The following is a 25,425-nucleotide window of genomic DNA, read 5'->3' as shown; positions in this document are numbered from 1 at the left end:
GTTCGTATCATCTTTAAGAAGAAAGTTTTGAAAGAGTTTTCGTCTTTGAAGTTTGTGTAAGAGCAAGAATAGTGAATTTAAGCGTTAAGATCGCTTTAGGAGGAAATTTCATGTTAGAAGGTAAAGTAAAATGGTTCAACTCTGAAAAAGGTTTCGGATTCATCGAAGTAGAAGGTCAAGACGATGTATTCGTTCACTTCTCTGCTATCCAAGGCGAAGGCTTCAAAACTTTAGAAGAAGGTCAATCAGTTTCTTTCGAAATCGTTGAAGGTAACCGTGGACCACAAGCTGCTAACGTTAACAAAGCGTAATTTAAGAGCATCTGCTCTTTTAGCACTTTATAGAGTGAAGGAAAACCGCCCGGCTTCTGCCGGCGGTTTTTTTGTGCCATAAAAAAAAGAGAACCTGATGAGAGGTTCTCTTTTTTATTTGTCCTTCTGCTTTAGCTTCTGCAAAGCAGAACGATACATATCATCATTCATTTTTGTCTCTGGTTCTTCTTCTTTGACAGGTGGTTCTGGCTGTTTAAACTTTTGAAGCGCCTGTCTATAGAAATCGTCGCCAGACGCAGCATCATCCGTTCGAGAAGGCTCTGACGCTTTTTTTTCAACTTCAGGTTCTACAGGTCTCGCCACAGCTTCTGGCTCGCTATGCGGCACGTCAGGCTGATTGGAGACATCTTCTTTGATCTCTTCCTTATCGGCTGATGCGTGTCTGACATTGAACGCTACTAATCCAATAATGACTAGAACAGCAGCTACTAACGCTACAATAATCGTCGCCAAAAGAACCCTCTCCTTATCGCTTAAATGATGCAGTGACTGATGCTACACGTCTTCCTAGTGCTTTTCCAAGTTCAATGCCTTCAGTCGAAATCAATTCATCTGAATCGATCGGACATGTCACACCAGCTCCATAGTAAGAGCCGTATAAAGCATTCTCTGGAACATTTCCAGGAAGGCCGACAACAAGCATTCCTTGGTGGAACATTGGTGTAATCAAATTATGCATTGTCATTTCTAAACCGCCGTGTGTTGTAGCAGTTGTACAGAAAACAGCACCGACTTTATCGATTAGTTTTCCTTCTGCCCATAAGTAGCCGAGACGGTCAATCCATGTCTTTAACCCAGAACTAATGGTACCAAAGTGACCAGGGCAGCCCCAAATGATCGCATCCATTTGATCGAGTTTGCGAATGTCTGCATCTTTCACGTGATCAATGAATACTTCAGCTTGCTCTGTTTCACCTGCGCCTGCTGCAATCGCTTCTGCAAGTGCTTTTGTATGGTCACCTTCACTATCGTATACAACATAAATTTTCATGTACGGTCCCTCCACACTTATCTTGCATCTTGGTTAGCTTCCTTAGGTGCCGGAAGCAGTGATATTTCTTGTTTCTTATGCTGCTGTTCTTTTCGCTTTTTATCCTTACGAACATCTCGCAGGAACAAGCTGAGAATGACACCAGCGGCACAGAATAATGTCACCCACATGTAAGCATCGTTGATGCCCATCACGTTTGAATCAACCTGTGCTTTTGTAAAGAGCTGGGTAGATACATATTTTTGAGCAGCTTCTGCTGTCATGCCCATATGATGCATCACATTCGATACAGCCGCCTGGAATGAATTCATAAAGAACGGGTCCGCAGTATTTGTTTGATCCGCCATATTGGAATAATGGAATGTCGTCCGATTCGTATAAATCGTTGTGATCAAACTCGTACCAATGGAACCACTAATTTGTCTTAATGTATTAGACATCGCTGTACCATGGCTGTTTAAGTGCTGCGGTAATTGGTTCATCCCTGCTGTCATAACCGGCATCATCAAGAGTGACATACCAAATGCGCGTACTGCATACATGAGCACAATGTGACTATAGGAAGTATCAATGGTCAGCCTCGTAAACTCATACGTCGTGACAACGGTAATGAGCATCCCCACAATGGCAAGCGGACGAGGTCCAAATTTATCAAACAAGATCCCTGAAATCGGGGACATAATGAGCATCGCAAGTGCCCCTGGAAGCATTAATAGCCCAGATTGCAATGCCGTAAACCCAACGAGGTTTTGCAGATAAATCGGAAGTAAGAACATCCCCGTATATAAAGCAACCGTAATAATGATGTTAATGACACTTGATAATGAGAAAATGCTGTATTTAAATACGCGGAAATCAAGCATCGGATTATCAACTTTCAACTGTTGGAAAATAAAGAGAATGATCGCAATCGCACCAATAATAATCGTAGATAAGACGATCGGATCTGTCCAACCATCACTTCCTGCTTCACTCACTCCGTATAAAAGGGAAGCAAAACCGACGATTGAAAGAATCGCACCAAGACTGTCCAGCTTGATTTTTTTAGGCTCTACAATATTTTTAAACATAAAGAAAGCCGCGATAATGACAATCGCACCGATTGGCACAAGTCCATAAAACATAATACGCCAAGAATAATGTTCAATAATGTAACCAGATAATGTTGGTCCTACTGCAGGAGCAAACATCATCGCAAGACCAAAAATCCCCATTCCTTTCCCTCTGTTTTCCGGAGGGAAAATAAAAAGGATTGTTGTCATAACGAGCGGCTGTAAGATACCGCCGCCGACAGCCTGAATCAAACGGCCAATAAGCATCGTTGAAAAGTTTGGCGCAATGCCGCAAATAAATGTACCTAGTGTAAACGAGATCATAGCCACTAGGAATAAGCTGCGCTGTCCAAAACGTGTGATTAAAAACGCAGACAACGGAATCAGCACACCGTTGACAAGCATGTAGCCTGTTGTCAGCCACTGAATCGTCGTTGCACTCACATTAAATTCTGTCATTAAATGGGGCATAGCTACGTTCAAAAGCGTTTGGTTTAAAATCGCTACGAACAAACCGGCCATTAAAATGATCAGTAAAGACAAGGAGCCTGTTCCCTGTTTTGTCGCTGCAGGTTGATTTGCCATCTCAGACAACCTCCTTTCATATTTTGATATCAATCATCATTAAGATGAAATTTTGACAGAAGCATTCATACCTGGAAGCACTTTGTCTGATGGATTTTTAATTGAAATTTTCACTGCTACTTTTTGCGTTACTTTTGTATAGTTGCCACTTGAATTAGTTGCTGGCAACATATTGAATGTTGAGTTTGTCGCATAACCAATTTGTTCAACAGTTCCTTCAAATGTTGTATCAGGATCTCCATCTACAACGATGTCGACTTTGTCGCCTTTTTCAATGTTTTTAATATCTGTTTCCTTAATATTTGCTGTGATGTAAAGCTTGCTTAAATCAATTGTTTCACCAAGAACTGTACCAGGCTGCACTTGTTGATTGTTTTGTACTTCTTTTTTAACTAATGTGCCATCAGCCACTGCTTTAATGTTTGTTTTTGTTTGTCCTTCAACTTTTGCAACTGTGCTGTCTTTTTCCACTTCGTCACCTTCGTTGATATCCCAGCCTTTGATTTGTCCAGCTGCTGGTGCTGTAATTTGATACATGTCACCTGTCACTTTTGCCTCATCTGTTTTGACAAAGTTTGTGCTTTCATAGTAGTAATAAGCACCTCCGGCAATAATGGCAAGAATCACAATAAGGCCAATAATGTTCGTTAGCAATAAACGCCCTCTGTTCATGTTTTGTTTCTCCTTTCATGTATAAAAATATAGTGTCATCTGCTTTAGCAAACTTAGAATGCCCATCATCTGACAGAATATGAAACAAGCTCAACACTCTGTCCTTTTCCCTTCTTCTACTCCCGCTCTTATCATGGTGTGCAGCCCATTTATACTTATTGTTCACTTATGAGCAAAGAGCAGAAAAAGAAGAAAAGACGATCGGCATCTTTTTTGAAAAACTTATATTTAACAAGATTAAATATTAATAAATGAAAATTGAAATGTCAAAGAGAAAGTTTTACTTTTTTTTTGGCGATCCTTTCCTTCTCCACACAAAAAACCTTTCAGCCCTTATGCTGAAAGGTTTTTTCAAATGTGCTCGTTATGAATGAACTTCTTCCTGCTGAAAAAATTTTTTTAGTGCGAGAAAAACGTCTGATTTTTGCTTCAAAATATAATGCTTAAATTTCTCATCCTGAATGTGTTTATATGCTGACATTAACGTAGAATGCCGGTTATATTGATTGACTTCACCATAGCAGAATAAATTGGCTTTTTTCATGATCTCAGAAACAAGTTTCACACACCGGGCGTTGTCTGAGGTCAAATTGTCACCATCAGAAAAATGAAAAGGATAAATATTATATCGCGACGGCGGGTATCGTTCGTCTATGAGCTCTAGTGCCTTTCGATAGACAGACGAGCAAATGGTCCCCCCGCTCTCACCCCGTGAGAAGAAATGTTCTTCGTCTACCACCTTCGCCTCTGTATGGTGGGCAATAAATTCAATATCGACCGTCTCATACTTTGTCCGTAAGAAACGTGTCATCCAAAAGAAAAAACTTCTCGCCATATATTTTTCCCAAAGCCCCATACTTCCGCTCGTATCCATCATCGCCAAAACGACAGCTTTCGACTCTGGTTTGGTCACTTCATTCCACGTTTTATACTTGATATCCTCTGGGTAAATCGGATAAAAGGAAGGACTGCCTGTCATCGCATTTCGTTTAAATGCCGACAGCATCGTTCGTTTTTTGTGGATATTTCCTGTTAACCCGGTTTTGCGAATATCGTTAAACTCAATTTGTTCAACAATGATGTCGTCAAGCTCCTTTTGCTTGAGGTTTGGTAGCTCCAGTTCACGAAACAGTGCTTCCTCGAGATCCATTAATGAGACTTCTGCTTCGTAATAATCCTCACCAGCTTGATCTCCAGCACCCTGCCCCTTTCCTTGACCCTGCTTGCTGTCTGAGCCGTCACGCGCAACAACATCGCCAACCTCGCTGTCTCCATCGCCTTGACCCACATGTTTATTTTTGTCGTAGTTATACCGAATTTTATATTCATCTAATGAACGGATCGGAATTTTCACAACATCTTTTCCATTCGACATGATGATGCTTTCTTCTGTAACAAGATCCGGCAAATTATTTTTAATCGCCTCTTTGACTTTTTTCTGATGACGCTGCTGGTCGTCATAGCCTTTTCGATGGAGGGACCAGTCTTCCTGAGACACAATAAACTGACTTTTTTCTTGCCGGGACATCCATCCCCCTCCTCACCTATTTGCACAATTCTTCTAGCCATCGATTCCTTTATCCTATGCTGCTCGTCATCCAAGTTGACGATCATTTCTAAAAAAGACATTACCGGTCTGATGCGCCAATAATGCCTCCTTCATTTATTATCGATTCAGAAGACTGCCTACATATTTTAAAAGTTCATTTGCACTTGTTGAATTGTAGCCATGCTCATCAATTAATCTAGCCACTACTTCATTGACCTTCTTCAGCTGCTGTTCATCCGGTGTCTTCGTCGATGTCGTGATTTTCACCACATCTTTTAGATCAGCAAACAGCTTCTTCTGAATGGCCTCCCGCAATCTCTCATGTGAATTATAATCAAAGCGTTTTCCCTTTCTCGCATAAGCCGAGATACGAATCAGAATTTCTTCTCTAAATGCCTTTTTGGCGTTTTCAGAAATGCCGATCTGCTCCTCAATTGAACGCATGAGCTTTTCATCAGGATTCATTTCTTCACCCGTTAACGGATCACGCAGCTTGTTTTTATTGCAGTATGCCTCGACATTATCTAAGTAATTATCCATCAGCGTTTTCGCAGACTCCTCATAGGAATACACAAAGGCCTTTTGCACTTCCTTCTTCGCAATATCATCATACTCTTTTCGTGCGATTGAAATGAAATTCAAATAACGCTCCCGATCCTCGCTGGAGATAGACGGATGCTGATCGAGCCCTTCTTTTAAGGAGCGAAGGACATCCAGTGCATTGATCGATTCCATATTCTTTCGAATGATGGTAGATGAAATTCGGTTAATCACATACCGCGGATCAATTCCGCTCATCCCTTCGTCATGAAATTCCTTTTTCATCTCATCAATGTCGACTGACTGGAAGCCTTCGACACTTTCTCCGTCATACAGACGCATTTTTTTCACCAAATCAATATCAGAACGCTTCGGCTCTTTCAGTCTCGTCAAAATGGAGAACATTGCTGCTACCTTCAGCGTATGCGGGGCAATATGCACATCTGAGACATCACTTTCTGAAATCATTTTATGATAAATGCGTTCTTCTTCTGTGACCTTTAAGTTATAAGGAATTGGCATCACAATAATTCTTGAATGGAGTGCCTCGTTCTTTTTATTTGAAATAAACGACCGGTACTCGGTTTCATTCGTATGGGCGACGATCAATTCATCTGCACTAATTAAGGCGAATCTTCCTGCCTTAAAATTTCCTTCCTGCGTTAATGACAGAAGGTGCCAGAGAAATTTCTCATCACACTTTAACATCTCCTGAAACTCCATCATCCCTCGGTTTGCTTTATTGAGTTCTCCATCAAAGCGGTAGGCGCGGGGATCTGACTCTGATCCAAATTCAGCAATGGTTGAAAAATCGATGCTTCCTGTTAAATCGGCAATGTCCTGAGATTTCGGATCAGACGGACTAAAGGTACCAATGCCGGTCCGTTTATCTTCAGAGAAAAAGATCCGCTCGACCCTTACATCCTCAATTCTGCCGCCATATTCCTCTTCTAGTCTCATCATGTTCAGAGGCGACAAATTCCCCTGCACACGAATCCCATATTCTCTATAGAAATCCTCCCGCAAATTTTGCGGAATGAGATGAAGCGGATCTTCATGCATCGGGCAGCCTTTGATCGCATAAACTGCGCCATGATCTGTGAGTGAATATTCTTCAAGTCCTCTTTTCAATCTAGTGACAAGCGTCGATTTCCCCCCGCTTACTGGTCCCATCAGTAATAAAATACGCTTCCTGACATCCAGCCGCTTTGCAGCAGGGTGAAAATATTCCTCCACTAATCTTTCGAGTGATTCCTCTAACCCAAACAGCTCCTGATCAAAAAATTTGTAGGTTCTGACCCCATTCTCCTCTTCAATCCCGCTGTCTTTAATCATATGATAAACGCGAGAATGAGCAGATTGAGCGACAAGTGGATTTTCCTTAATAATGTCTAAATAATCGCTGAATGTGCCTTCCCATTTCAGACGCTGCTCTTCTTCTCTGTGCTGTTCGATTTTCTTTAAAATATCCATATGAACCTCCTCTTTCAAGATTGAAGCTAGAAATCAGATACTGTTTTACAATCTATGCGGAGGCGTCCTCTTACATGCTTTCGTTCTTCAAAATGACGAATTGGCAAACTGAATTGACAACCATCCGCAAGACCCTTCATAATAAAGGAAAAATAGGAGAAAAATGATTTTCTTCTCCTGCTTTTCAAGGTGAACTTCACATCATATGAAACAGGCAGCGAACGGAACAAAGGGATAAGGGGGAGCTTATATGAGAACGGTCATTATGATGGGCGTCATCATTACGTTTTTAGTATCCATTTTCACTGCTGGCTACGAAGGCAAGCCTGGTAAATGAAAAAAAGGATGTTCCATTTGCGGAACATCCTTTTTCATTTAGTTCGTTGTTTTCAGCACTTGCATATTCACTGTATTCCCTGACACCTGCACCTTCGTAAAATCTTGCGTATCGACCACAGGTGTAACGGCACGATTATCCAATGTGATGTCAGTAAAACGAGTAGAGAAATTCGCCCGAATGTCTTTTCGATAAATATCGTCAGTTACTGCTACCGTCGACAGTAGTTTCCACTTGGTCACAGAGCCAATGTTTGAGTTTTGAATTTCTGTAATAATGCGGCCGGTATAACCAACATTATTTGTGCCCCAGAACGTCGCTCTTGTATGCCCATTCAAATTTTTATAAATCGTCATTTGAACAGTACTTCCAGGTTTAAATCCCTTTGTATACGTGAAGTCATCTTTTCCTTCGATATATGTCTCTTGATTATTTGCTCCTACTTTCATCGTAGGTTTCCACACATTATAGGTTGAACTGTATTGAAGACCAATATCCGCTTCCTTTGAACCTGTGAATCCAGAATAAATATAAGCTGTACCATTTGACACACTCATTGTGGAAGGGAGTTGAATTTTTGTGACCAATATGGATCCGTTACTATTGATATAAGTACGCCCGCCAATCCCTTTTGATAACTGCGCTGCTTCTATCTCCTGCGTCTGAGAGAGTCCTGGAATACTGACTGGAAGCGTCCCCATTAAAATTGCTGAGCTAATGGCACTAGTGATCAGTAGCTTTTTCATCTCATTATTCCTCCTAATGGATTCATCATTTTTTGAAAACGTGATCACAATCTATCATACTACCTATTTTTTAACATGTCAAAAAAAGTATAATTAAGTCATATTTTTCATCTTTCTGTTTCTTAACTCACATAAAAAAGCCGAGATCAGTATCTCGGCTTTTAATCATGATCTTATATGAGATCTCGATATTGCTGCTGGCGAAGTGCCTCATATACAAGAATGGCTGCCGTATTCGACAGATTCAAAGAACGAACATGCTCTGTCATCGGTAAACGAAGACAACGGTCCATATTTTGTTCAATCAAATCTTTTGGCAATCCACTTGTCTCTCTTCCAAACACAAAGAAATAGTCTTCATCCAGCTGAGAGTAATCAAATGTTGTATGCGGCTTTTGGCCAAATTTTGTGATATAGAAAAATTGCCCCTTCGGATGTGCCTCAAATAATTCATCAAGTGAATCATGATAGACCACATTGGCATATTTCCAATAATCGAGTCCTGCACGCTTCAGCATTTTGTCATCTGTCGAAAAACCAAGCGGACGAATCAGATGAAGGGTTGTATCTGTTGCTGCACATGTACGCGCAATATTTCCAGTATTAGCTGGAATCTCTGGTTGATATAAAACGACATGAAGTCCCAAAAAAGTTCACCTCTAATTTTCATTTCCGCTCAACATTATACCACTAACTATCCTTCGCGGCATCGTCCAAAATGTGAAAAAACATATATCGAATAGCAGGTGTATAGGCAGTCGAATCCTCGTATGACCAATAACGCATGCGGGAGTCATACGTCTGTGCATTCACAAGAGGCATTCCGCCTTTGTCATGATCAACGACAATGGTTGTATGATTATACCTTCCATCACCTTCAAAATCGTAGCAAATGACATCACCAATTTGAAGCTCGTGGGCTTCTTTGAGTTTCTTTGCTCTCAAACCCGCTTTCGAATTCGCTAAATAATTTTTCATCGAATGAGCCACCGTCCAGCTATAGCTCCACGTATGCGGACGCACCCACCAGCCAGACCCGCGGTTTGGATACCCTCTCGTTGGCGCGTTCCCTGCTTTCAAACATTGTGAAATAAAATTTGTACAGTTATCTTCAAAGTTTTTATAGGCTGGATTCCGTTTATTCCAATATGTCTCCGCATACTTCACGGCTGCCCGCCGGTCATAATGAAAGGCTCTCCCGAATTGTTCTTCGGTCTGAAAGCGCTCATCCATAGGCTCTTCGCTTTGCCGCTCTTCTAACATCATCCGATCTTTAACAAGCATGTTGTTATAAAGAAACGCTTCTCTTTTTTCCACCTGTTCCTCTAAATAAAAAGAATCGTCTACATCCTTGCATACATATGTGAGATGAGCAAGGTACTGCACATGCTGAGCCCCATCATCTTGAATGGCTGAATCGAGAAGTTTTGTTTTTGCTTTCGCCTTCACAATCTCAACCTGTCTTCTAGCAAAAAGCTCTTTTTTCCGCTCTACTGCTTCCACATCAGACATAAGCTGCGGCTGTTTGATTGCACGGTCATTGATTAAATACGCCAGCCTGTCTTCTAAAGTTTTCTCTAATAATTGTTTCACACAGACACCACCAAACATTTTTTAAAATCTTTGTTTGGTTCATTCTATGTTCACAGGGATGTTATTTAGTATTTAAAGGTGTCTGTAAAAGCTCAATCCCTTTCACAATCTCCTCTTTCGCTTCTTCATCACTTTCCCGCTCAAGGGCCTTTTCCAGCTCTGGGAGCTGCTGATCATCGCCAATTTTGCCAATTGCCCAAGCAGCCGTTCCCCGAATGACCGGTCTTGGATCCTTGTGCATCAACTCAATTAACACTGGTAAGGCAGATGTATCTTTAAAATGAGCGAGTGCCAAAATTGCATTCCGCTGAATGGGCTTTTTCCCCCGCCATGACCCTGAAACATGACCGTATTTTTCCTTAAACTCACGATTGCTGATCGTCAGAAGCGGCTTTAACAGCGGCTTCGCAATTTCAGGGTCTGGCTCCATTTCAGGATGCAGATGAAAGTCTTTTCCTTTATTGATCGGGCAGACAGTTTGACATGTATCACACCCGTACAATCGATTCCCTATTTTCGAACGAAATTCGTCAGGTAAAAACCCTTTTGTCTGCGTTAAAAATGAAATGCACCGCTGAGAATTCAGCTGCCCTGGATTCACAAGCGCACCCGTTGGACACGAATCCACACATTTATTACAAGTTCCGCACTGGTCTTCAATTTTCTCATCCGGTTCAAACGGAACATTTGTGATCATTTCAGCCAAATACACATAAGATCCAAACTCTGGCGTGATAATCATACAGTTCTTTGCACTAAAACCAATGCCAGCACGTTCCGCTACAGCACGATCAGATAATTCTCCTGTATCCACCATTGATTTTGTCCGTATATCGACATGTTTGCTTCGCAGAAATTCTTCGAGCATATCAAGCTTTTTTTTCAGCACAACATGATAATCTGTTCCCCATGAAGCCCGGCAAAAAATCCCCCGTCTCGCATCCTTTGTACTTCGAGGAGCATCTTTCATTTTGGAAGGATACGCGAGCGCTATCGCAACAATTGATTTGGCCTTCGGAAGCAGCAAAGAAGGGTTTGTCCTTTTTTCAATATCAGGCTCTTCAAAACCTGACAAATACCCTAACGATTCATGTAAGATGAGGCGGTCCTTTAATGAATCAAATGTATCGGCACTTGCAAATCGAATTTTATCGACACCAATTTCTTTCGCATATTGAATCAATTCTTCTTTTAATTCTCCAACATGAATCACCTTGCAAACCTCCTTTCTTTGTTTCTTCTGTTGTTTTCAGTATAATACGAGTGTATCATGACCGATTGGAGTGAGTCACTGTGAAGATACATATGGAAATTTCTCATCCTCAAAACCCGTCTATCCATGTTGGGCAGATTGAATATTCACATATTGAAGTGGGTACATCACCTCAAATGTTAAAAGGCCGCTTACGCTTGTTTCAAGAATCTTTATTTTTTGAATACGAAGATAAAGTCTTAGAAGAAGTACCAGCCATCAAAGAATGGACGGATCTTTTAAAAGACGTTCCTTTCCTTCCACTTCTTTCTAACATCCAAAAGGAACAATTTATTGACTCGACCAATTCCGTACAGGATTTGTCGATATTTTTCTCACTAAAATATTTCTTACCTATCCTGACATTAGATGCCGATCGCATCAAAGGACCGCTTTCACTGGCAAAACATGAGGCCGGTGACATCGAATGGCAGGACAGCGCAGGATTGAATGGATTATTTTCTCAAACAAGTAAAGCACAAATTTCTCAAGACACAAAGAACATTCTTCAAATCATCCTTTTCCCGCCATCTATTTCCCGGGAAAAGAGTGAAGCTCTTATTCAATCCTTGACGAAGATGTTTGTACAAATACATGGCGGAGAAAGCAAATATGAACTCATTGAAAAAGCACTGTAGCCTGACAGTGCTTTTTCACATTATACTGACATAATAAAAAACGCAACACTTCGTTTATCTAAGAAACGAAATACTGCGTTATAAACAAAATTATGTATTGGAGCGGGTGATGAGAATCGAACTCACGACATCAGCTTGGAAGGCTGAGGTTTTACCACTAAACTACACCCGCATCAATCTTTTAAAAGCAACGTCATCGCGTTGACTTTTATTATGTTACAACTTTCTTAACAATTCGTCAAGAGAATATGAAAATTTTTCGTCAAAAAACTTCATATTCTCCGTATATATTACGATAGTTATTTATCTAGCTGGATATAAAATAAGTATGCATGTGACTTATTCTTCAGTGCTTGCTTTGGATTCTCCTCAATCTCTTCAAATATTGTTGAACCCCCGTCTTTCCCCATCGCCGCTGTATACGCAATCAGTGCCTTTCCTCCAGAAGCAACTTTGACAGTTTCAGATTGTGCAGAAAATACATAGTCACTTACTTTGAACGGGAAGCTTGATGTCGCTTTCGTCATCCCATCATTCTTTTTATTTGACCAAATACTAAATTGTGATTCATATGTATCTTTCTCATGATGTAATTGAAGAAGTACATTCACCGTTTGGTCGGTTCCATCCTGGTGTAAAGAAAAGGTAGCAGATGATGCTTCCTTATTCACTAATCGTCCATTTTTGTAATGACTCCCGATAAACGTAATACTCTTATTCTTCTTCGTTAATCCTTTCAGTGTCAGAGCCACCTTTTCATTAGCCGTTGCTGCTTCTAGTAAGTTTTTTTCTTTTTTTGAGAGTTTCATTTGTTCGATGGTTACTTGGTTTTTAGTGGCAGGCTCTGTTTTTATGGTCGAAACCGTCTTCTCGGTTGTCGTGGTTACTTCGGCCTTCTCGCCGCATCCAGCTAATAGAAAAACAGTGAAGATAAGAATGCTCCATTTTTTAAACATTGTGATCCCCTTTGATGTTTTTTATTTCCTATTATACTAAAAAAAGGTTAGGAGAATTCTCCTAACCTTTTGCTTTTTTCTGTTTCATGGCTGATAGGAATGCCACAATGAGAAAACTCACAGCAAAAATCACCATCATATAAATAAAAAAGTTTGGCTTGATCTGAAAAGTAAATGCGGACGAGCCTTCCATTTCAAAAGCGAGACTGTTAAATAATAAAGCATCATTCGTTTTTGATTGAAATAAATGATAGAACAGTACACCGATTGTCAGCATCGGAAAGCCTAAGAATCCGAGAAAACTACCGACTATCGCGCCTTGTTTCATCGCCTGTACGTTCATGATCGTTGTCCTCCCATTCCCCCAAGCAATAGCTGCTTCATAATGGACTTACCATCCCCCATAAACGGAAGAAGATAGAGTAATTGAATAAAATACGTGATTGAAAAAATGAAAAATCCTGTCGAAACCGGGTTTTCTTTTAGAAATAAAATGGTCACGATGATGCCTGCTGCGCCAATCACACCGGGAACAAGCGGGCCAAGCAGCGTAATCCATACCTGCTTTTTCTGAAATGGATCTAATACGGGCCTTACAAACTTCACTGACATCATGTCACTCGCAAAAAAGCCTTGAGGCCCATCCCGCCCTGCAAATTTTCGATGCGCATAGCCATGTGCCGCCTCATGTAAGGCGGTTCCGGTAATTAACCCGAAATAAATAATCGTAAAATAAATCGCAATGGCTGCAATCGACGGATCAGGAATGAATAAAAAAGCGATCCCTGCCATGACCATGAAAAGCATCCAGAAAAAGATGATTTTACGTGTCACCATGAGCAAAGCCGTCCCAAAAATGTGAAGGAACGAGTGACCAGTACAATCAAATCGTTCCTTCATTTTGACTTGATACTGCTTGAAAAATTGACAGCAGGCTGTCACAATCCGATATGGTGAATGATAATGAATAGACAGCAAGTGATGCTGATTCAATCCCATCATCAGCTGATAAAAGTCACGAGCAATCACCGACTCATCGACCTGAAACAAATCGGCGAGCTCTGCGGTAATACTCGCTTCAGTTCTTTTACCGTCCACTTTCGTTAACATATGATAGGCACTTTCATTGATCGGGAGTGTGCTTCCATACTGCGTATCCGTGAGATGCCTCTTTTGTAAGGTCACATACGGCGCTAGTGCCGGTACCCGCTCAATCTTTAGCTTATTGTTAAGAAGTTGAATCATGTGAATACCTCCATGAAAAACCTTTGTATATGGCAAAGATGAGCAGACCCTCAAATGCAGCCATAAGCAGCCACTGAAGCGCTTGACTAGACGCCCCTATGACATAGTTTCCAATAAAAACAATCGGAATCATGAGTAAAATAAGCGCTCCAAATGAAAAAATACCTGTATAGGGATTGTTTCGATCAAGAGGAAGTAAAATACCTACCATATAAAAGAGCGCAGTCGCATTGCATAACACAGCGGCACCAATCAGTGCGTGCCAAATCTGATCAGGAAGCGTCAGCGTTGTCAGCATGAATAAAACAATTTGCAGTACACCTACGAGCAGAAGGCCGATAAATTTATATAAAGCCACTTCCCAAGATCTCAGACCAAATGTTTTATACATGCCCAGCATTCGTTTATCATTGCCAAACGAATTGAAGGCTGTTAAACCAGCAAGAGCGCATAGAACAAAAAATGCTTCTTCTTCAAAGCGGAATCCAAACTGATAACGGACGAATAAGATCACAATGAGGAGAATAAGAAAGTTTAAAATGTTTTCTTCATTTCGCACCTGTGACTTCATTTCCTTCACAATAAGCGACCACTTCTTTGAAGAAGAGAACGGCAGCTTGTGTAAAAAGGTTAGCGCTTTTTTCTCTGCCATAATCGGCATCATCGCAAGAGAAAGAAATGCCCCGCCTGCCGATAAGAGGATGAACAGAATCAAAATGGCATAATTTACCCCTTCAGGAGGCATTCCTTGTGCCGCTAGGAAAAACGGAGCTGTCAAATACATCAAATGATAATCAAACTGAATATATGATTGCTGAATTTGACTAATATCAAAATGCGTCAATCCATACGCCACGACCAGTGCCAATAAAACAAATATCGCTGCAAATTTTTGCAACGGTAATTTTAATTTCAAAACGAGTAAATAAGTGATATTGTAAATAAACTGGAGCAGCATTAAGACAAAAAGCGACTGCAAAAGCACCATCAAAAAGAAAGTGAAGATAAAAAAAATACCAATTCCCTGGGCAATAAAATTAGGTAAAAGCAGAATGCCGATAAAAAATAAAACAAGCCCTGCCACCACTGTCACCATCGGAATGAAGTATCCAAAACTTTTCTGAAAGGTAGAGAGCGGGAACCAGCTGAGCTGCATAGAAAACCGGTCTTGTTCAGGTGTTCTGACCTTGATCAAAACGAATAACAAGCTTGTAAATATAGAAGCATTGATCGCCATTGACACGACGAGTAATCCAAGTGAACGTTCATCTCCATTTAAGAAAGCCTTCATAAAGACACCTGTAAAGCTGTATCCGATAATGGCTCCCATTGTGACGGCAAACAAAAAGAATAAGACCACAATGATCCGCTTCGTTTGAGTATCAAAGAGCTTATACATCTCCTGCTGCCACATTTTAAGCATCATTTTAGAAATGATTAATGATTTCATCAAAATGTGCACCCCTATCACTTAACATTGAAGCTTTCAGAAACACCTGTTCCAGTGTGCTTGATTGATACTTCTCCTTTAAGGCTGAGACCGTTCCTTCATCCATTTTATTTCCTTTAGAAATAATGGCGATTTTGTGGCACAGCTCTTCCGCTGAAAGCATATCATGCGTTGAAAGCAAGATCGCACCATGGTGCTCGGCATACCGCTTCATCAGTTTCTTTGTGTTTATAACCGCTTCAATATCAAGTCCTCTAAAGGGCTCATCCATGATCACCAATTGACTATCAAGCATAAATGCAGCAATCAGCTGTGTCTTTTTTTTCATCCCATGTGAATAGGTTTCGATCGGTCTTGATAAAGCCGAGTCCATATCAAACAGTTCAATTAGTTGATTTCTTCTGTGAATTGTTTTACATTCATACATAGAAGAAACAAAATCTAAATATTCAGCACCAGTCAATGCTTCAGGGAGCAGCAGGTCATCTGGAACATAGGCTACTTGTTTTTTAAAGGATGGTTCATCATTTGGGACGTCCTGCAAGTGAATCCTTCCTTCTGTATGCTTAATAATGCCGAGTATACAGTTAATCATCGTTGTTTTACCCGAACCATTCGGTCCAGCAACAGCAACGATTTGATGAGGGTCGATCTTTAAATGAAAATCATTGACAGCAGTCACGTTATTTTTATACGTCTTGGTTAAATTCTCGATCGTAAACATATAACCTCCAAGTGTCTGCATATTCTTTAAAACAGATCAGGCTAAACCGCCCGCCACAGACGGTTTAGCCCTGGTGTCTTATCTAAGAAGCAAAAAGATGAATCCTAAGTATAGCTACTTACATTCAATTTTGACTTTTAAGCCACTTTCCCACTGAACGGCTCCTGTAAAGCTACCCTTGCCGTTTGCGATACACCAAACTGCTGCTCCTAGAACGACTGTTGCTCCCAATCCAAGAAGGACAGCAACAAATACTAAGAACCAAGCTTGGTCCATAATAGCAGGTTCCATAGTGGAATAGTCAACTTGCGGCGCTGCATAAGTCATACTTTTCACCTCCCAGCTTATGATGATCGTATCATAGGCGTCACACGCCAAACATCTACAGAACATCCCATTTTTGACCGAACATACATTTGATTAAAATGTGACTTTTTATTCAATTATTCACTTTCATCTGTTTAAACCCTCTCTTATTTACTAGATTTTGACACCCCATAAGAACCACAAAACCCATTTAATGTCATTTGCGCCATCTTTTTTCTTCTTTTTTTCAAATAGTCCATATTTATCATCTATCATATTTATTCTTTCCTTTTTGTGAGATAGAAAGAATTCCCCCGATATATCAGATATAAAAGTCCTGATTATATGTCGCAATAATGCCAATTATGAAATATTTACTGATCATTCCGATAAAAGAGTGAGCACATTTTCCTTCTTCTCTTGACTCTAAAAATATGTATATACAAGAAAATCGATTGGGAAAAAAGCCCTTACCTTGTTCAGCACTACACAACAAATGACTCGCCTATTCTATGAAAAAAAGCAAAGCAGCCATGTCAGACTGCTTTGCTTTTTCAAATTTATGAGGAACTAGCAGCAGAGGCTGCATCTGGAAAATGATTGTTCCCAATGATTTCACCGGCTGGCACAGAGAGTCCTGTATCCCCGGATCTCTTAAATGGAAGGAGCGGGAAAACAAGCTCTGCTAAATAATAAGCTTCTTCTAGGTGCGGGTATCCAGAAAATATAAATGTATCAATGCCTAGAGACTGGTATTCTATGATACGATCTGCTACTGTTTGCGGATCTCCGACGAGTGCTGTTCCTGCACCGCCGCGTACTAAACCAATGCCTGCCCAAAGATTTGGGCTGATTTCAAGTTTGTCTTTCCTCCCTTGGTGCAATTCCACCATTCGTCTTTGACCTACTGAGTCCATCCCCTGTAACACTTTTTGCGCTTCATCAATGGTTTTTTGATCTAAATGACGAATCAGATGTTCCGCTGCCTGCCATGCCTCCTCTTCGGTATCTCTCACAATCACATGAAGACGAATGCCAAACTTCACCGTTCTTCCTTCCTTTTCAGCCTGCTTCTTCACTTGTGTAATTTTCTCTTTCACTTGTGCAGGCGGTTCGCCCCAAGTTAAATAGACATCTGTATGCTTGGCGGCTGCTTGAATTCCTGCTGCTGATGATCCGCCAAAAAAGACTGGTGGATGGGGTGTTTGAACTGGTGAGAATAACAGACGGCCATTTTCTGCTTGTAGATGTTTGCCATGAAATTGTACATTTTCTCCTTTCAATAACCGCTTCCAAATCGTCAAAAACTCTTCTGTTGCCTCATAGCGTTCATCATGAGAAATGAACAGCCCATCTCCTTCAAGCTCCTCTTTACTTCCCCCTGCTACCACATTAATCAGCAGTCTCCCGCCTGAAAGACGATCTAATGTAGACGTCATTCTAGCAGCAACAGACGGCTGCATCAGCCCTGGTCTAAGAGCCACGAGAAACTTTAAATGAGTGGTTTCCGCAGCTAAAGCAGCTGCCGTCAGCCATGGATCTTCACAGGATCTCCCAGTAGGCAGCAAGACCCCTGTATAACCAAGCTGATCAGCTGCTTGAGCAATCTGTTTAAAATATGGATAGTCTGCCTGTCTTGCCCCTTTTGCTGATCCTAAATAACGGCCGTCTCCATGCGTTGGAATAAACCATAAAATATTCATGACATCGCCCCCTGTTATTATTCACCTTGATAACTAGTGCGCCACTTGAGCAGACGCTTTTCTAACAGACGTACAAATGAATCTGTCAGCTTACCTACTACTGCAAAGATGATAATTCCTACAAACACTTTATCCGTTTGAGAGAATTGCCTTGCATCCATAATCATATAGCCGATGCCGCTGCTTGAACCCATCAACTCAGCTACCACTAAACCAAGCCAAGCAATTCCTAATGACAGTCTCACGCCCAGAAGAATATGAGGAAGAGCAGCCGGTAAAATCAGCTTTGTGATGCTTTGATACACATTAAACTCTAAGGCGCGAGCCACATCAAATAGCTTATTGTCTACACTGCGAATACCTAGAAACGTATTAATATAAATCGGAAAAAAAGCCCCAAGTGCAATCAATAAAATTTTCGCTGTTTCATCAAAACCAAACCAGAGGATGAATAAAGGAGTGACCGCTAAATGTGGAACGGTTCTCAGCATTTGCAAGGTCGGATCTACATACTGCTCTGTTTTTTTAGAAAACCCTGCGCATACGCCCAGCAAAAGACCTAAACCTCCCCCAAGTAAAAATCCACATATCGCTCGATAAAGGCTGATGTATAGATGGCCAAACAGTTCACCGGAACGAAATAAATCTCGAAAAGATTCTGCAATCAAGACAGGCGCTGGAAGTACAGTGGAAGAAACAATTTGAGAACCAGCTATGATCTGCCAAACCGCAATAAGTAGAACAGGTAATACCAGTCCCTTTAACTTATATAAAGAAGAAGCTTTTCTCCTTTTTTTCTTTGCCCGCTCGATTTTAGATGCTAAAGCCGGATTCGATACAGCTTTCATTCATCCATCTCCTCTTTCAGCATTTTTTCAATAAACGAATTATCTACAACCTGATTAACATCAATTTTCCGCTGGATCGCCTTTGTTTTGTATTGAAAATCAGCGGTATGCTGCTGGGCATTGATGATCTTCTTAGAAATGGGCTTATTGAGTGGCTCCGTATTGTTTAATACTTGTGTGACAACCTTCTTATCTAAATTTTTTAAACGCGCATATAGAGTAACAGCCTCTTCTGGATGTAATTTCTGCCACTTCACCGCATGGTCATATACCTTTAAGAATTTCACCACTAGTTCAGGATGCTGATCAGCAAACTGAGTTCGAACAAGTGTGAAACCTGGAGAATATAAATCGGTCGCTTCCCCATTCACCAGCAGCTTTGCTCCTTTCTTTATCGTTTCAAGTGATAAGAACGGCTCCCAGATCGACCAAGCATCAACGGACCCATTTTCAAATGCTGATATCGCTTCATCTGGCTGAAGCTGAATGATCTGAACATCCTTCGCAGATAAACCTGCCTGATCTAATACTTTGTATAAAAAGTCAAAGCCGCTGCTCCCTTTAGCGACAGCAATTTTTTTCCCTTTTAAGTCTTCTACTTTTTGAATCTCACTGTTCTTATTCACTAAAATACCGTTCGCTTTCAGCCCATCCTGAGATAAACCAATTTCCTTAAAATCAATACCAGCTGCCTGACCTGCTATAACAGGTGAGTTTCCAACTTGCGTGAAATCTAATTGATTTGCAGCAAGTCCTTCAAATTGGGGAGGTCCACTTTGAAACTCCATCCACTTTACCTTCACTCCTTCTTTTTCAAATGATTGTTCAAACCACCCCTTTTTCTTTGCTAAAAGCAGCGGGCTCAAACTTTGCTGAATCCCAATCCTAATTTCTTTCACCTTGTTTTCCGTGCCGTCTGCTGCTTGATCACACCCTGCTAAAACAAGCAGAAGACTCAAAAAGATAACGATCATTTGTTTCTTTTTCATGCGATTTCCCCTCCCTAAATCCCTAAGCCATCGGTTAGTAACAATTCATCTGTTTTCTCAAATTCTGAAAGCACCTTTTGTCTTAAGCTTTGAAAAGCGGTTGACGTTCTATCACGCGGAAAAGGCAGGTTCACAGGGAGAATCTTATGGATTCGGCCAGGTCTCGCTTGCATTAGCACAATTTCATTTCCTAAATAAATCGATTCATCAATATCATGAGTTACGAGCATCATCGTTGTTTTTTTCTCCTGCCAAATGTCCAGCAGCACATCCTGCAAGTGTTTTCGTGTGAATGCATCCAGTGCACCAAATGGTTCATCCAGCAATAAGATCTCCGGATCACGAAGGAGTGCTCTCGCAATGGCAACCCGTTGTGACATTCCTCCTGAAAGCTCATGTGGATAAGCATGTTCAAATCCTTTTAATCGAACAATTTCAATCAATTCATCCACTTTGCGGCGTACATCCTGTTGTTTTAAATTGAAATTGGCCGCTATGTTTTCTTCAACCGTCAGCCATGGAAACAGGCGGTGTTCCTGAAAGATAAAGCCCTGTTTCATTCCTGGTTCTGTGATCCGTCTGCCTCCTATCAAAATTTGCCCATCATACGCTGTGTCGAGGCCGCTTATGATCTTTAGCAATGTACTTTTCCCACATCCGCTCGGACCTATCACTGTCACAAATTCACCGGGAATAATGCTCAATCTTAAGTCTTCAAGTACCCGAATGGTCTGTTTGTCTTTCCAAAAGGATTTATCCACAATATCAATTGAAATCGTCATTGAAACCTCCACTCCTCTTACGATCAGATAAATACACAGAAAGGCCCTTATCCCAAAAAAGAGATAAGAGCCTTCGCGTTGTCCGATCAGCTAATCATATTGATTTGTTAGCACCATCGTAAATCATATTAATCCCATAAATCAACTCAAATTTATAAGATGGTTATTTTGTCCTTGTATGCTTTTCATCAATCCGATCGTAAATCGCTTCTATTCGTTCCTTGTTACTGTAAATCTCATATTTGTTCCGCTCAATCAAGATATTGAGTGTCAGATCCATATGTTTTCTGTATTTTTTTCGTTTTTTCTTTTTTTCCATCTTCTTCATCCTTTCTCATTCAAATAAAAAAAGGCTCTATCACTCATATTTGAGTGATAGAGCCTTCGGTTGACCGATCAGCCATTCTTGTTCGTGTTTTCAGTATGCTTATGTTAATACACACTATTCCTACCTGTCAACTATATTTATTGTTTTTTCAGATTTATCTAAAAAATGATTGACCGAGCAGGGAACAAGATTTATAGTCTTATTAAATATTTCTTATCAAAACAGTTGGTTTTATCTAACAAAAGGAGGATACACACATGTCAGAAGAACGTCCATTTCGTTTAGAAACAAAAGCCATTCACGCAGGTCAGGAGCTTGATTCAGCGACCTATTCAAGAGCCGTGCCTATTTACCAAACGAGCTCATTTGGTTTTAGAGACAGTGAGCATGCAGCGAATTTATTTGGTCTTCAGGAACCGGGAAATATTTATTCACGTATTATGAACCCTACAAATGACGTATTTGAAAAGCGTATCGCTGAGCTTGAAGGTGGAATTGGTGCACTTGCTGTTTCTTCTGGACAAGCAGCGACGACTTATTCTATTTTAAACATCGCAGGAGCCGGAGATGAAATCGTTTCCTCAAGCAGTCTTTATGGCGGCACCTACAATTTATTTGCCCATACACTCAAAAAACTCGGAATTACTGTAAAATTTGTCGATTCATCCAACCTTGAAGAACTCGAAGCAGCGATCACTGACAAAACAAAGGCAGTTTATGCAGAGAGCATTGGGAATCCAAAAGGCGACATTTTACATATTGAAGCCATCTCAGCCATTGCACACAAGCATCATATCCCGCTTATTGTTGACAATACACTCGCCAGCCCTTATTTATTAAGACCTATTGAATTCGGTGCAGACATTGTCGTCCACTCAGCGACGAAATTTATTGGCGGCCATGGTACATCAATTGGCGGCGTCATCGTTGATAGCGGCCGATTCCCTTGGGCTGACAGCGATAAGTTTAAAGGGCTGACTGAACCAGATCCAAGCTATCACGGGCTGACCTATACAGAAGCAATTGGAGAAGCGGCTTATATCACAAAAGCACGAGTACAGCTATTACGTGATTTAGGGGCAGCTCTGTCGCCATTCAACTCATTTTTACTTCTACAGGGCTTAGAAACATTACACCTTCGTCTTGAGCGGCATAGTGAAAATGCATTGAAAACAGCACAATTCTTACAGGATCACCCTCTTGTCGATTGGGTAAGCTATCCAGGTCTTGAAAGTCACGAATCATATGAACTTGCTCAAACCTATTTACCAAAAGGACAAGGCGCGATCCTCACATTCGGTATTAAAGGTGGACGCGAAGCAGGTAAAAAGCTCATTGATTCTGTCCAGCTTTTCTCCCATCTCGCAAACGTGGGTGATTCTAAATCCCTCATCATTCACCCTGCCAGCACAACGCATCAGCAATTAAGCGAGGCAGAACAAAAAGCGACAGGTGTCACACCAGAGCTCATTCGTTTATCTGTTGGAACAGAAGCGATTGAAGATATTCTTGCAGATCTTGAACAGGCGATGACAAAAAGTCAGTCTGAATGACAATGACATAGAAAAAAGCACACGGCTGTGTGCTTTTTTATTGTTTATTAATGATTGAGTAATCGAATGTCTTGGAAAGGATAAAATACAAATGAGGTAGTTCCTTGAATATCACGCTTTGTAAAAAGACCTAAGCCGTTGCGGCTGTCCATTGAATTTTGGCGGTTGTCCCCCATGACAAAGTACTTTCCTTTTGGAACAGTCAAAGGGCCAAAATCAGGTGTCAGCAAGGTGCCATCTGCAGCTGCTTTCTTTTTGTTTGACGCTAAGTAAGGCTCCGCCACTTTTTTTCCATTAACATATAGCTGATCATTTTTCATTTCAATTTTATCACCAGGTAAACCAATCAATCGTTTGACATAATGAGTGCTGCGGTCTTCCCCATCAAGAACAATGATCTGTCCCCGTTTATAATCACCGAAATAATCAACCGTTTTATTCACAAACACCCGCTCTGTGTTATGCAGTGTTGGGTCCATAGAAGTCCCCTTCACAATATACGGTGCGAATAAAAAGTTCCGAATGATAAAAACAGCAATAAATGCGATTAAGATGGCTTTGATCCAGCCCCATAATTCTGATTTCTTTTTTTGTGTTTTTGTATTTGTTGTCATAAGCTCCTCCTGAATTCCCCAAGGACGAAATGTGTGTCACCAGCTGCCAGCCGGCGTCACGCTTGTTTCTCCCTAAATATAAACATATTTTGCCAACAAATCAAGCGAAGAGAGAGAAAAAGGCAAGCACCTTTCTGTGCTTGCCCAAAACTCAGTTAGTTAGCAGAAGAATCCGCTTCTTTTTCTTTGTTTGCTTTACCATAGAAATAATCCGATGGATTCACTGGTTTGAAATCAGATAACTTATGGAATCGAAGTAGATCCCTATAGAGCACTTTATCTGAAAGACTTAACTGATTATCAACACGGGCTTTAATCGCCTCTGTCTTTTTATTTTGTTTCACCACTTTACCTGTTTTCGTATCATAAACGGTATTATCGACAAGTGTGTATTTCGGTGTCACATAGTTTCCATTACGGAAGGCAACAGTCTCATCATGCTTTTTAGAGAATAGGTCTGTTCCAAAATTCACGAATTCATTTGAATCAATACCTTGTAAGTGAAGAAGTGTTGGCATAACGTCGACTTCACCACCATACGTATGGTTCACGCCGCCCTTCTTACCGGGAATACGTATCATAAGCGGAACACGCTGGTTTTGTGCATTTTGATAAGGAGTGATTTCTTTCCCTTGAATTTCACTCATTGCACGGTTATGGTTCTCAGAAATACCGTTATGGTCACCATATAATAAAATGACTGAGTCTTTATACATACCTGATTTTTTCAAGTCTTTGAAGAATTGCTCTAATGACTCATCTAAATATCTTGCTGTTTGGAAATAGTTATCGACTGTTTTATCGCCAGTTGTTGCCTTAGCGATTGTCGCATCTTTTTCATCTAAATTAAATGGATAGTGATTTGTCAGTGTCATTAAATGTGCATAAAATGGCTTTTTCATTGATTCTAGCATTGGAATTGATTCTTTGAAGAACGGTTTATCCTTCAGACCCATATTCACAAGGTTTTCTTCATCCATGTTGTAATAGGAAGCATCAAAGAATTGATCAATTCCCATATGTTTATAAATCGTGTCACGGTTCCAGAAAGATTTATAGTCCCCGTGAAGCACTGCACTCGTATAGCCTGCTTTTTGATCTAGGATGGCAGGTAGTGATTGGAAGGTATTTTCACCCTTTGTCACAAATGCTGCTCCCTCTGGCAAGCCAAACATACTATTATCCATCATCAGCTCAGCATCTGATGTCTTCCCTTGACCAGTCTGATGGAAGAAGTTATCGAAATACGTAAAGTCGTCTTTCCCATGAGCCAGTTTGTTTAAGAATGGAGTCACTTCTTCTCCATTTAATTTGTAGTCAATTAAGAAAGACTGGAAGCTTTCTAAATGAATTTTAATAATGTTTTTGCCTTTTGCTTTACCAAAATACTCTGCATTTGGCTTCGCATAGTGAGAAGACGTATAGTTCACAACATCCGTTAAATCTTCACTGCTTGCATTTGCTACCTGTGTTGCGTTTTGTGCTGCTTGTACCCCGTCATAAATCGTATAGTTATAAACACCTAAGTATTTGACAACATACTTATGATCAAAGGTTCTCGTTAATAATTCTGGACGATCCTTTTCAGCCAAATGAAGGTTTACAAAGAACAGGCCAATACCTGCAGCTACAATCAGCAGTGCAAACGTCTTTTTCATTTGGAACTTCTTCACTTCTGGTCTCCAAATGACAATCGCAATCAAGATGATAATATCAAGGAAGTATAAAAGGTCATGCGGCTTAATGCTTGCTAACACACCGCCAGTCATGCCTCCCCCAAGATTTCCTGCCTGCTTCATTGTTGAGAAAGTCAAAAAGTCATCAAAGAAACGGTAATACGCTACATTTGCATATAAAAGTGCGGTCATAATAAAATCAATAACAATTAAAACAATGGCAGATTTACGCCCCTTCAAAAAGAGAGCAAGTCCAAAAAACACGATGGCTGAACTAAATGGATTCAATAAGAGAAGCCCCTCTTGAAAAGAACCTTTTACTCCTAAATTAAAGTCCATTTTGTAGGCTGTGTACGATTTTGCCCAGAATAAAAGGACAGCCAAAACAAAAAAGTTATATTTGTTTGCAAATATTTTTTTCATAAAACCTCTTCTTTCTTATCATCGTTCTGATATAAATGAAATCATAAAAAATTTACATTCATTTTGCA

The 25,425-nt window shown here is 40.6% G+C and carries 26 protein-coding genes and 1 tRNA gene; 3 read left to right on the top strand and 24 right to left on the bottom strand.

Annotated elements, in window-relative coordinates:
• The first annotated feature begins 110 nt into the window (after positions 1–110).
• Positions 111–311 (top strand): cold shock-like protein CspB, encoded by a 201-nt coding sequence (gene cspB / locus NSS80_RS04720; RefSeq protein ID WP_008349061.1) that lies wholly within the window; start codon positions 111–113, stop codon positions 309–311.
• 114 nt (positions 312–425) lie between these two features.
• On the opposite strand, the gene NSS80_RS04715 is transcribed toward cspB, so the two are convergent.
• From NSS80_RS04715 to queG, 10 genes are all read right to left on the bottom strand, one after another.
• Positions 426–785, bottom strand: a complete 360-nt coding sequence (locus NSS80_RS04715; RefSeq protein ID WP_034282297.1) for a hypothetical protein — start codon at positions 783–785, stop codon at positions 426–428.
• Positions 786–798: 13 nt separating this feature from the next.
• Positions 799–1,323: a flavodoxin family protein gene (locus NSS80_RS04710; RefSeq protein ID WP_024425322.1), complete on the bottom strand. Its 525-nt coding sequence runs from the start codon at positions 1,321–1,323 to the stop codon at positions 799–801.
• A 17-nt stretch (positions 1,324–1,340) separates the two neighbouring features.
• On the bottom strand, positions 1,341–2,960 hold the full coding sequence (locus tag NSS80_RS04705; RefSeq protein ID WP_041116922.1) for a DHA2 family efflux MFS transporter permease subunit: 1,620 nt from the start codon (positions 2,958–2,960) through the stop codon (positions 1,341–1,343).
• 39 nt (positions 2,961–2,999) lie between these two features.
• A complete protein-coding gene (locus NSS80_RS04700; RefSeq protein ID WP_024425324.1) occupies positions 3,000–3,632 on the bottom strand; it encodes an HlyD family efflux transporter periplasmic adaptor subunit in 633 nt (210 codons plus the stop codon).
• Between the two features lie 364 nt (positions 3,633–3,996).
• Positions 3,997–5,160, bottom strand: a complete 1,164-nt coding sequence (gene yhbH, locus NSS80_RS04695; protein ID WP_034282299.1) for a sporulation protein YhbH — start codon at positions 5,158–5,160, stop codon at positions 3,997–3,999.
• Positions 5,161–5,298: 138 nt separating this feature from the next.
• Positions 5,299–7,194 (bottom strand): PrkA family serine protein kinase, encoded by a 1,896-nt coding sequence (locus NSS80_RS04690; protein ID WP_268480420.1) that lies wholly within the window; start codon positions 7,192–7,194, stop codon positions 5,299–5,301.
• 375 nt (positions 7,195–7,569) lie between these two features.
• Positions 7,570–8,277, bottom strand: a complete 708-nt coding sequence (locus NSS80_RS04685) for a YrpD family protein (protein WP_034282300.1) — start codon at positions 8,275–8,277, stop codon at positions 7,570–7,572.
• Between the two features lie 173 nt (positions 8,278–8,450).
• The gene (gene trmL / locus NSS80_RS04680; RefSeq protein ID WP_317222129.1) at positions 8,451–8,924 is read right to left on the bottom strand and encodes a tRNA (uridine(34)/cytosine(34)/5-carboxymethylaminomethyluridine(34)-2'-O)-methyltransferase TrmL; all 474 of its coding nucleotides are present in this window, start codon (positions 8,922–8,924) and stop codon (positions 8,451–8,453) included.
• 43 nt (positions 8,925–8,967) lie between these two features.
• Positions 8,968–9,870 (bottom strand): amidase domain-containing protein, encoded by a 903-nt coding sequence (locus NSS80_RS04675; RefSeq protein WP_041116918.1) that lies wholly within the window; start codon positions 9,868–9,870, stop codon positions 8,968–8,970.
• Positions 9,871–9,931: 61 nt separating this feature from the next.
• On the bottom strand, positions 9,932–11,080 hold the full coding sequence (gene queG, locus NSS80_RS04670; protein ID WP_024427417.1) for a tRNA epoxyqueuosine(34) reductase QueG: 1,149 nt from the start codon (positions 11,078–11,080) through the stop codon (positions 9,932–9,934).
• A gap of 83 nt (positions 11,081–11,163) precedes the next feature.
• Here queG and NSS80_RS04665 point away from each other — a divergent pair, with 83 nt between their 5' ends.
• Positions 11,164–11,760 (top strand): hypothetical protein, encoded by a 597-nt coding sequence (locus NSS80_RS04665; RefSeq protein ID WP_241770685.1) that lies wholly within the window; start codon positions 11,164–11,166, stop codon positions 11,758–11,760.
• A gap of 98 nt (positions 11,761–11,858) precedes the next feature.
• Here the strand turns inward: NSS80_RS04665 and NSS80_RS04660 are convergent.
• From NSS80_RS04660 to NSS80_RS04605, 12 genes are all read right to left on the bottom strand, one after another.
• Positions 11,859–11,932: transfer RNA gene (locus NSS80_RS04660), tRNA-Gly, on the bottom strand.
• Between the two features lie 127 nt (positions 11,933–12,059).
• On the bottom strand, positions 12,060–12,716 hold the full coding sequence (locus NSS80_RS04655) for a hypothetical protein (RefSeq protein ID WP_041116913.1): 657 nt from the start codon (positions 12,714–12,716) through the stop codon (positions 12,060–12,062).
• A gap of 61 nt (positions 12,717–12,777) precedes the next feature.
• The gene (locus tag NSS80_RS04650) at positions 12,778–13,059 is read right to left on the bottom strand and encodes a hypothetical protein (protein ID WP_024425332.1); all 282 of its coding nucleotides are present in this window, start codon (positions 13,057–13,059) and stop codon (positions 12,778–12,780) included.
• The gene (locus NSS80_RS04645; protein ID WP_034282303.1) at positions 13,056–13,961 is read right to left on the bottom strand and encodes a PqqD family protein; all 906 of its coding nucleotides are present in this window, start codon (positions 13,959–13,961) and stop codon (positions 13,056–13,058) included. The genes NSS80_RS04650 and NSS80_RS04645 overlap by 4 nt, the downstream gene beginning before the upstream one ends.
• Entirely contained in the window at positions 13,945–15,411 is a 1,467-nt protein-coding gene (locus NSS80_RS04640; RefSeq protein WP_041116911.1) for a hypothetical protein, read from the bottom strand. The genes NSS80_RS04645 and NSS80_RS04640 overlap by 17 nt, the downstream gene beginning before the upstream one ends.
• Positions 15,389–16,135 carry an ABC transporter ATP-binding protein gene (locus tag NSS80_RS04635; RefSeq protein ID WP_025093295.1) on the bottom strand — a complete coding sequence of 249 codons (747 nt, stop codon included), beginning with the start codon at positions 16,133–16,135 and terminating at the stop codon, positions 15,389–15,391. The genes NSS80_RS04640 and NSS80_RS04635 overlap by 23 nt, the downstream gene beginning before the upstream one ends.
• A 114-nt stretch (positions 16,136–16,249) precedes the next feature.
• Positions 16,250–16,462 carry a hypothetical protein gene (locus NSS80_RS04630; RefSeq protein ID WP_024425336.1) on the bottom strand — a complete coding sequence of 71 codons (213 nt, stop codon included), beginning with the start codon at positions 16,460–16,462 and terminating at the stop codon, positions 16,250–16,252.
• Between the two features lie 539 nt (positions 16,463–17,001).
• Positions 17,002–18,144 carry an FMNH2-dependent alkanesulfonate monooxygenase gene (ssuD, locus tag NSS80_RS04625; protein ID WP_342498430.1) on the bottom strand — a complete coding sequence of 381 codons (1,143 nt, stop codon included), beginning with the start codon at positions 18,142–18,144 and terminating at the stop codon, positions 17,002–17,004.
• 17 nt (positions 18,145–18,161) lie between these two features.
• Positions 18,162–18,992 (bottom strand): ABC transporter permease, encoded by an 831-nt coding sequence (locus NSS80_RS04620; RefSeq protein ID WP_041116908.1) that lies wholly within the window; start codon positions 18,990–18,992, stop codon positions 18,162–18,164.
• Positions 18,989–19,981, bottom strand: a complete 993-nt coding sequence (locus NSS80_RS04615) for an aliphatic sulfonate ABC transporter substrate-binding protein (protein ID WP_342498429.1) — start codon at positions 19,979–19,981, stop codon at positions 18,989–18,991. The genes NSS80_RS04620 and NSS80_RS04615 overlap by 4 nt, the downstream gene beginning before the upstream one ends.
• 14 nt (positions 19,982–19,995) lie before the next feature.
• Positions 19,996–20,763: an ABC transporter ATP-binding protein gene (locus NSS80_RS04610; RefSeq protein WP_024427408.1), complete on the bottom strand. Its 768-nt coding sequence runs from the start codon at positions 20,761–20,763 to the stop codon at positions 19,996–19,998.
• Between the two features lie 163 nt (positions 20,764–20,926).
• A complete protein-coding gene (locus NSS80_RS04605) occupies positions 20,927–21,082 on the bottom strand; it encodes an FbpB family small basic protein (protein WP_065214159.1) in 156 nt (51 codons plus the stop codon).
• 266 nt (positions 21,083–21,348) lie between these two features.
• Here NSS80_RS04605 and NSS80_RS04600 point away from each other — a divergent pair, with 266 nt between their 5' ends.
• Positions 21,349–22,644 carry a homocysteine synthase gene (locus NSS80_RS04600; RefSeq protein ID WP_041116902.1) on the top strand — a complete coding sequence of 432 codons (1,296 nt, stop codon included), beginning with the start codon at positions 21,349–21,351 and terminating at the stop codon, positions 22,642–22,644.
• Positions 22,645–22,691: 47 nt separating this feature from the next.
• Here NSS80_RS04600 and lepB read toward each other — a convergent pair whose 3' ends face one another.
• A complete protein-coding gene (lepB, locus tag NSS80_RS04595; RefSeq protein ID WP_041116900.1) occupies positions 22,692–23,258 on the bottom strand; it encodes a signal peptidase I in 567 nt (188 codons plus the stop codon).
• A 155-nt stretch (positions 23,259–23,413) separates the two neighbouring features.
• Entirely contained in the window at positions 23,414–25,357 is a 1,944-nt protein-coding gene (locus NSS80_RS04590; protein ID WP_326135005.1) for an LTA synthase family protein, read from the bottom strand.
• Positions 25,358–25,425: the final 68 nt, after the last annotated feature.

Source organism: Bacillus sp. FSL M8-0350, from assembly GCF_038593345.1.
GTDB lineage: Bacteria > Bacillota > Bacilli > Bacillales > Bacillaceae > Bacillus > Bacillus safensis.
The sequence above is the reverse complement of the archived record's forward strand: the minus strand, read 5'-3'. Positions and strand labels throughout refer to the sequence as shown.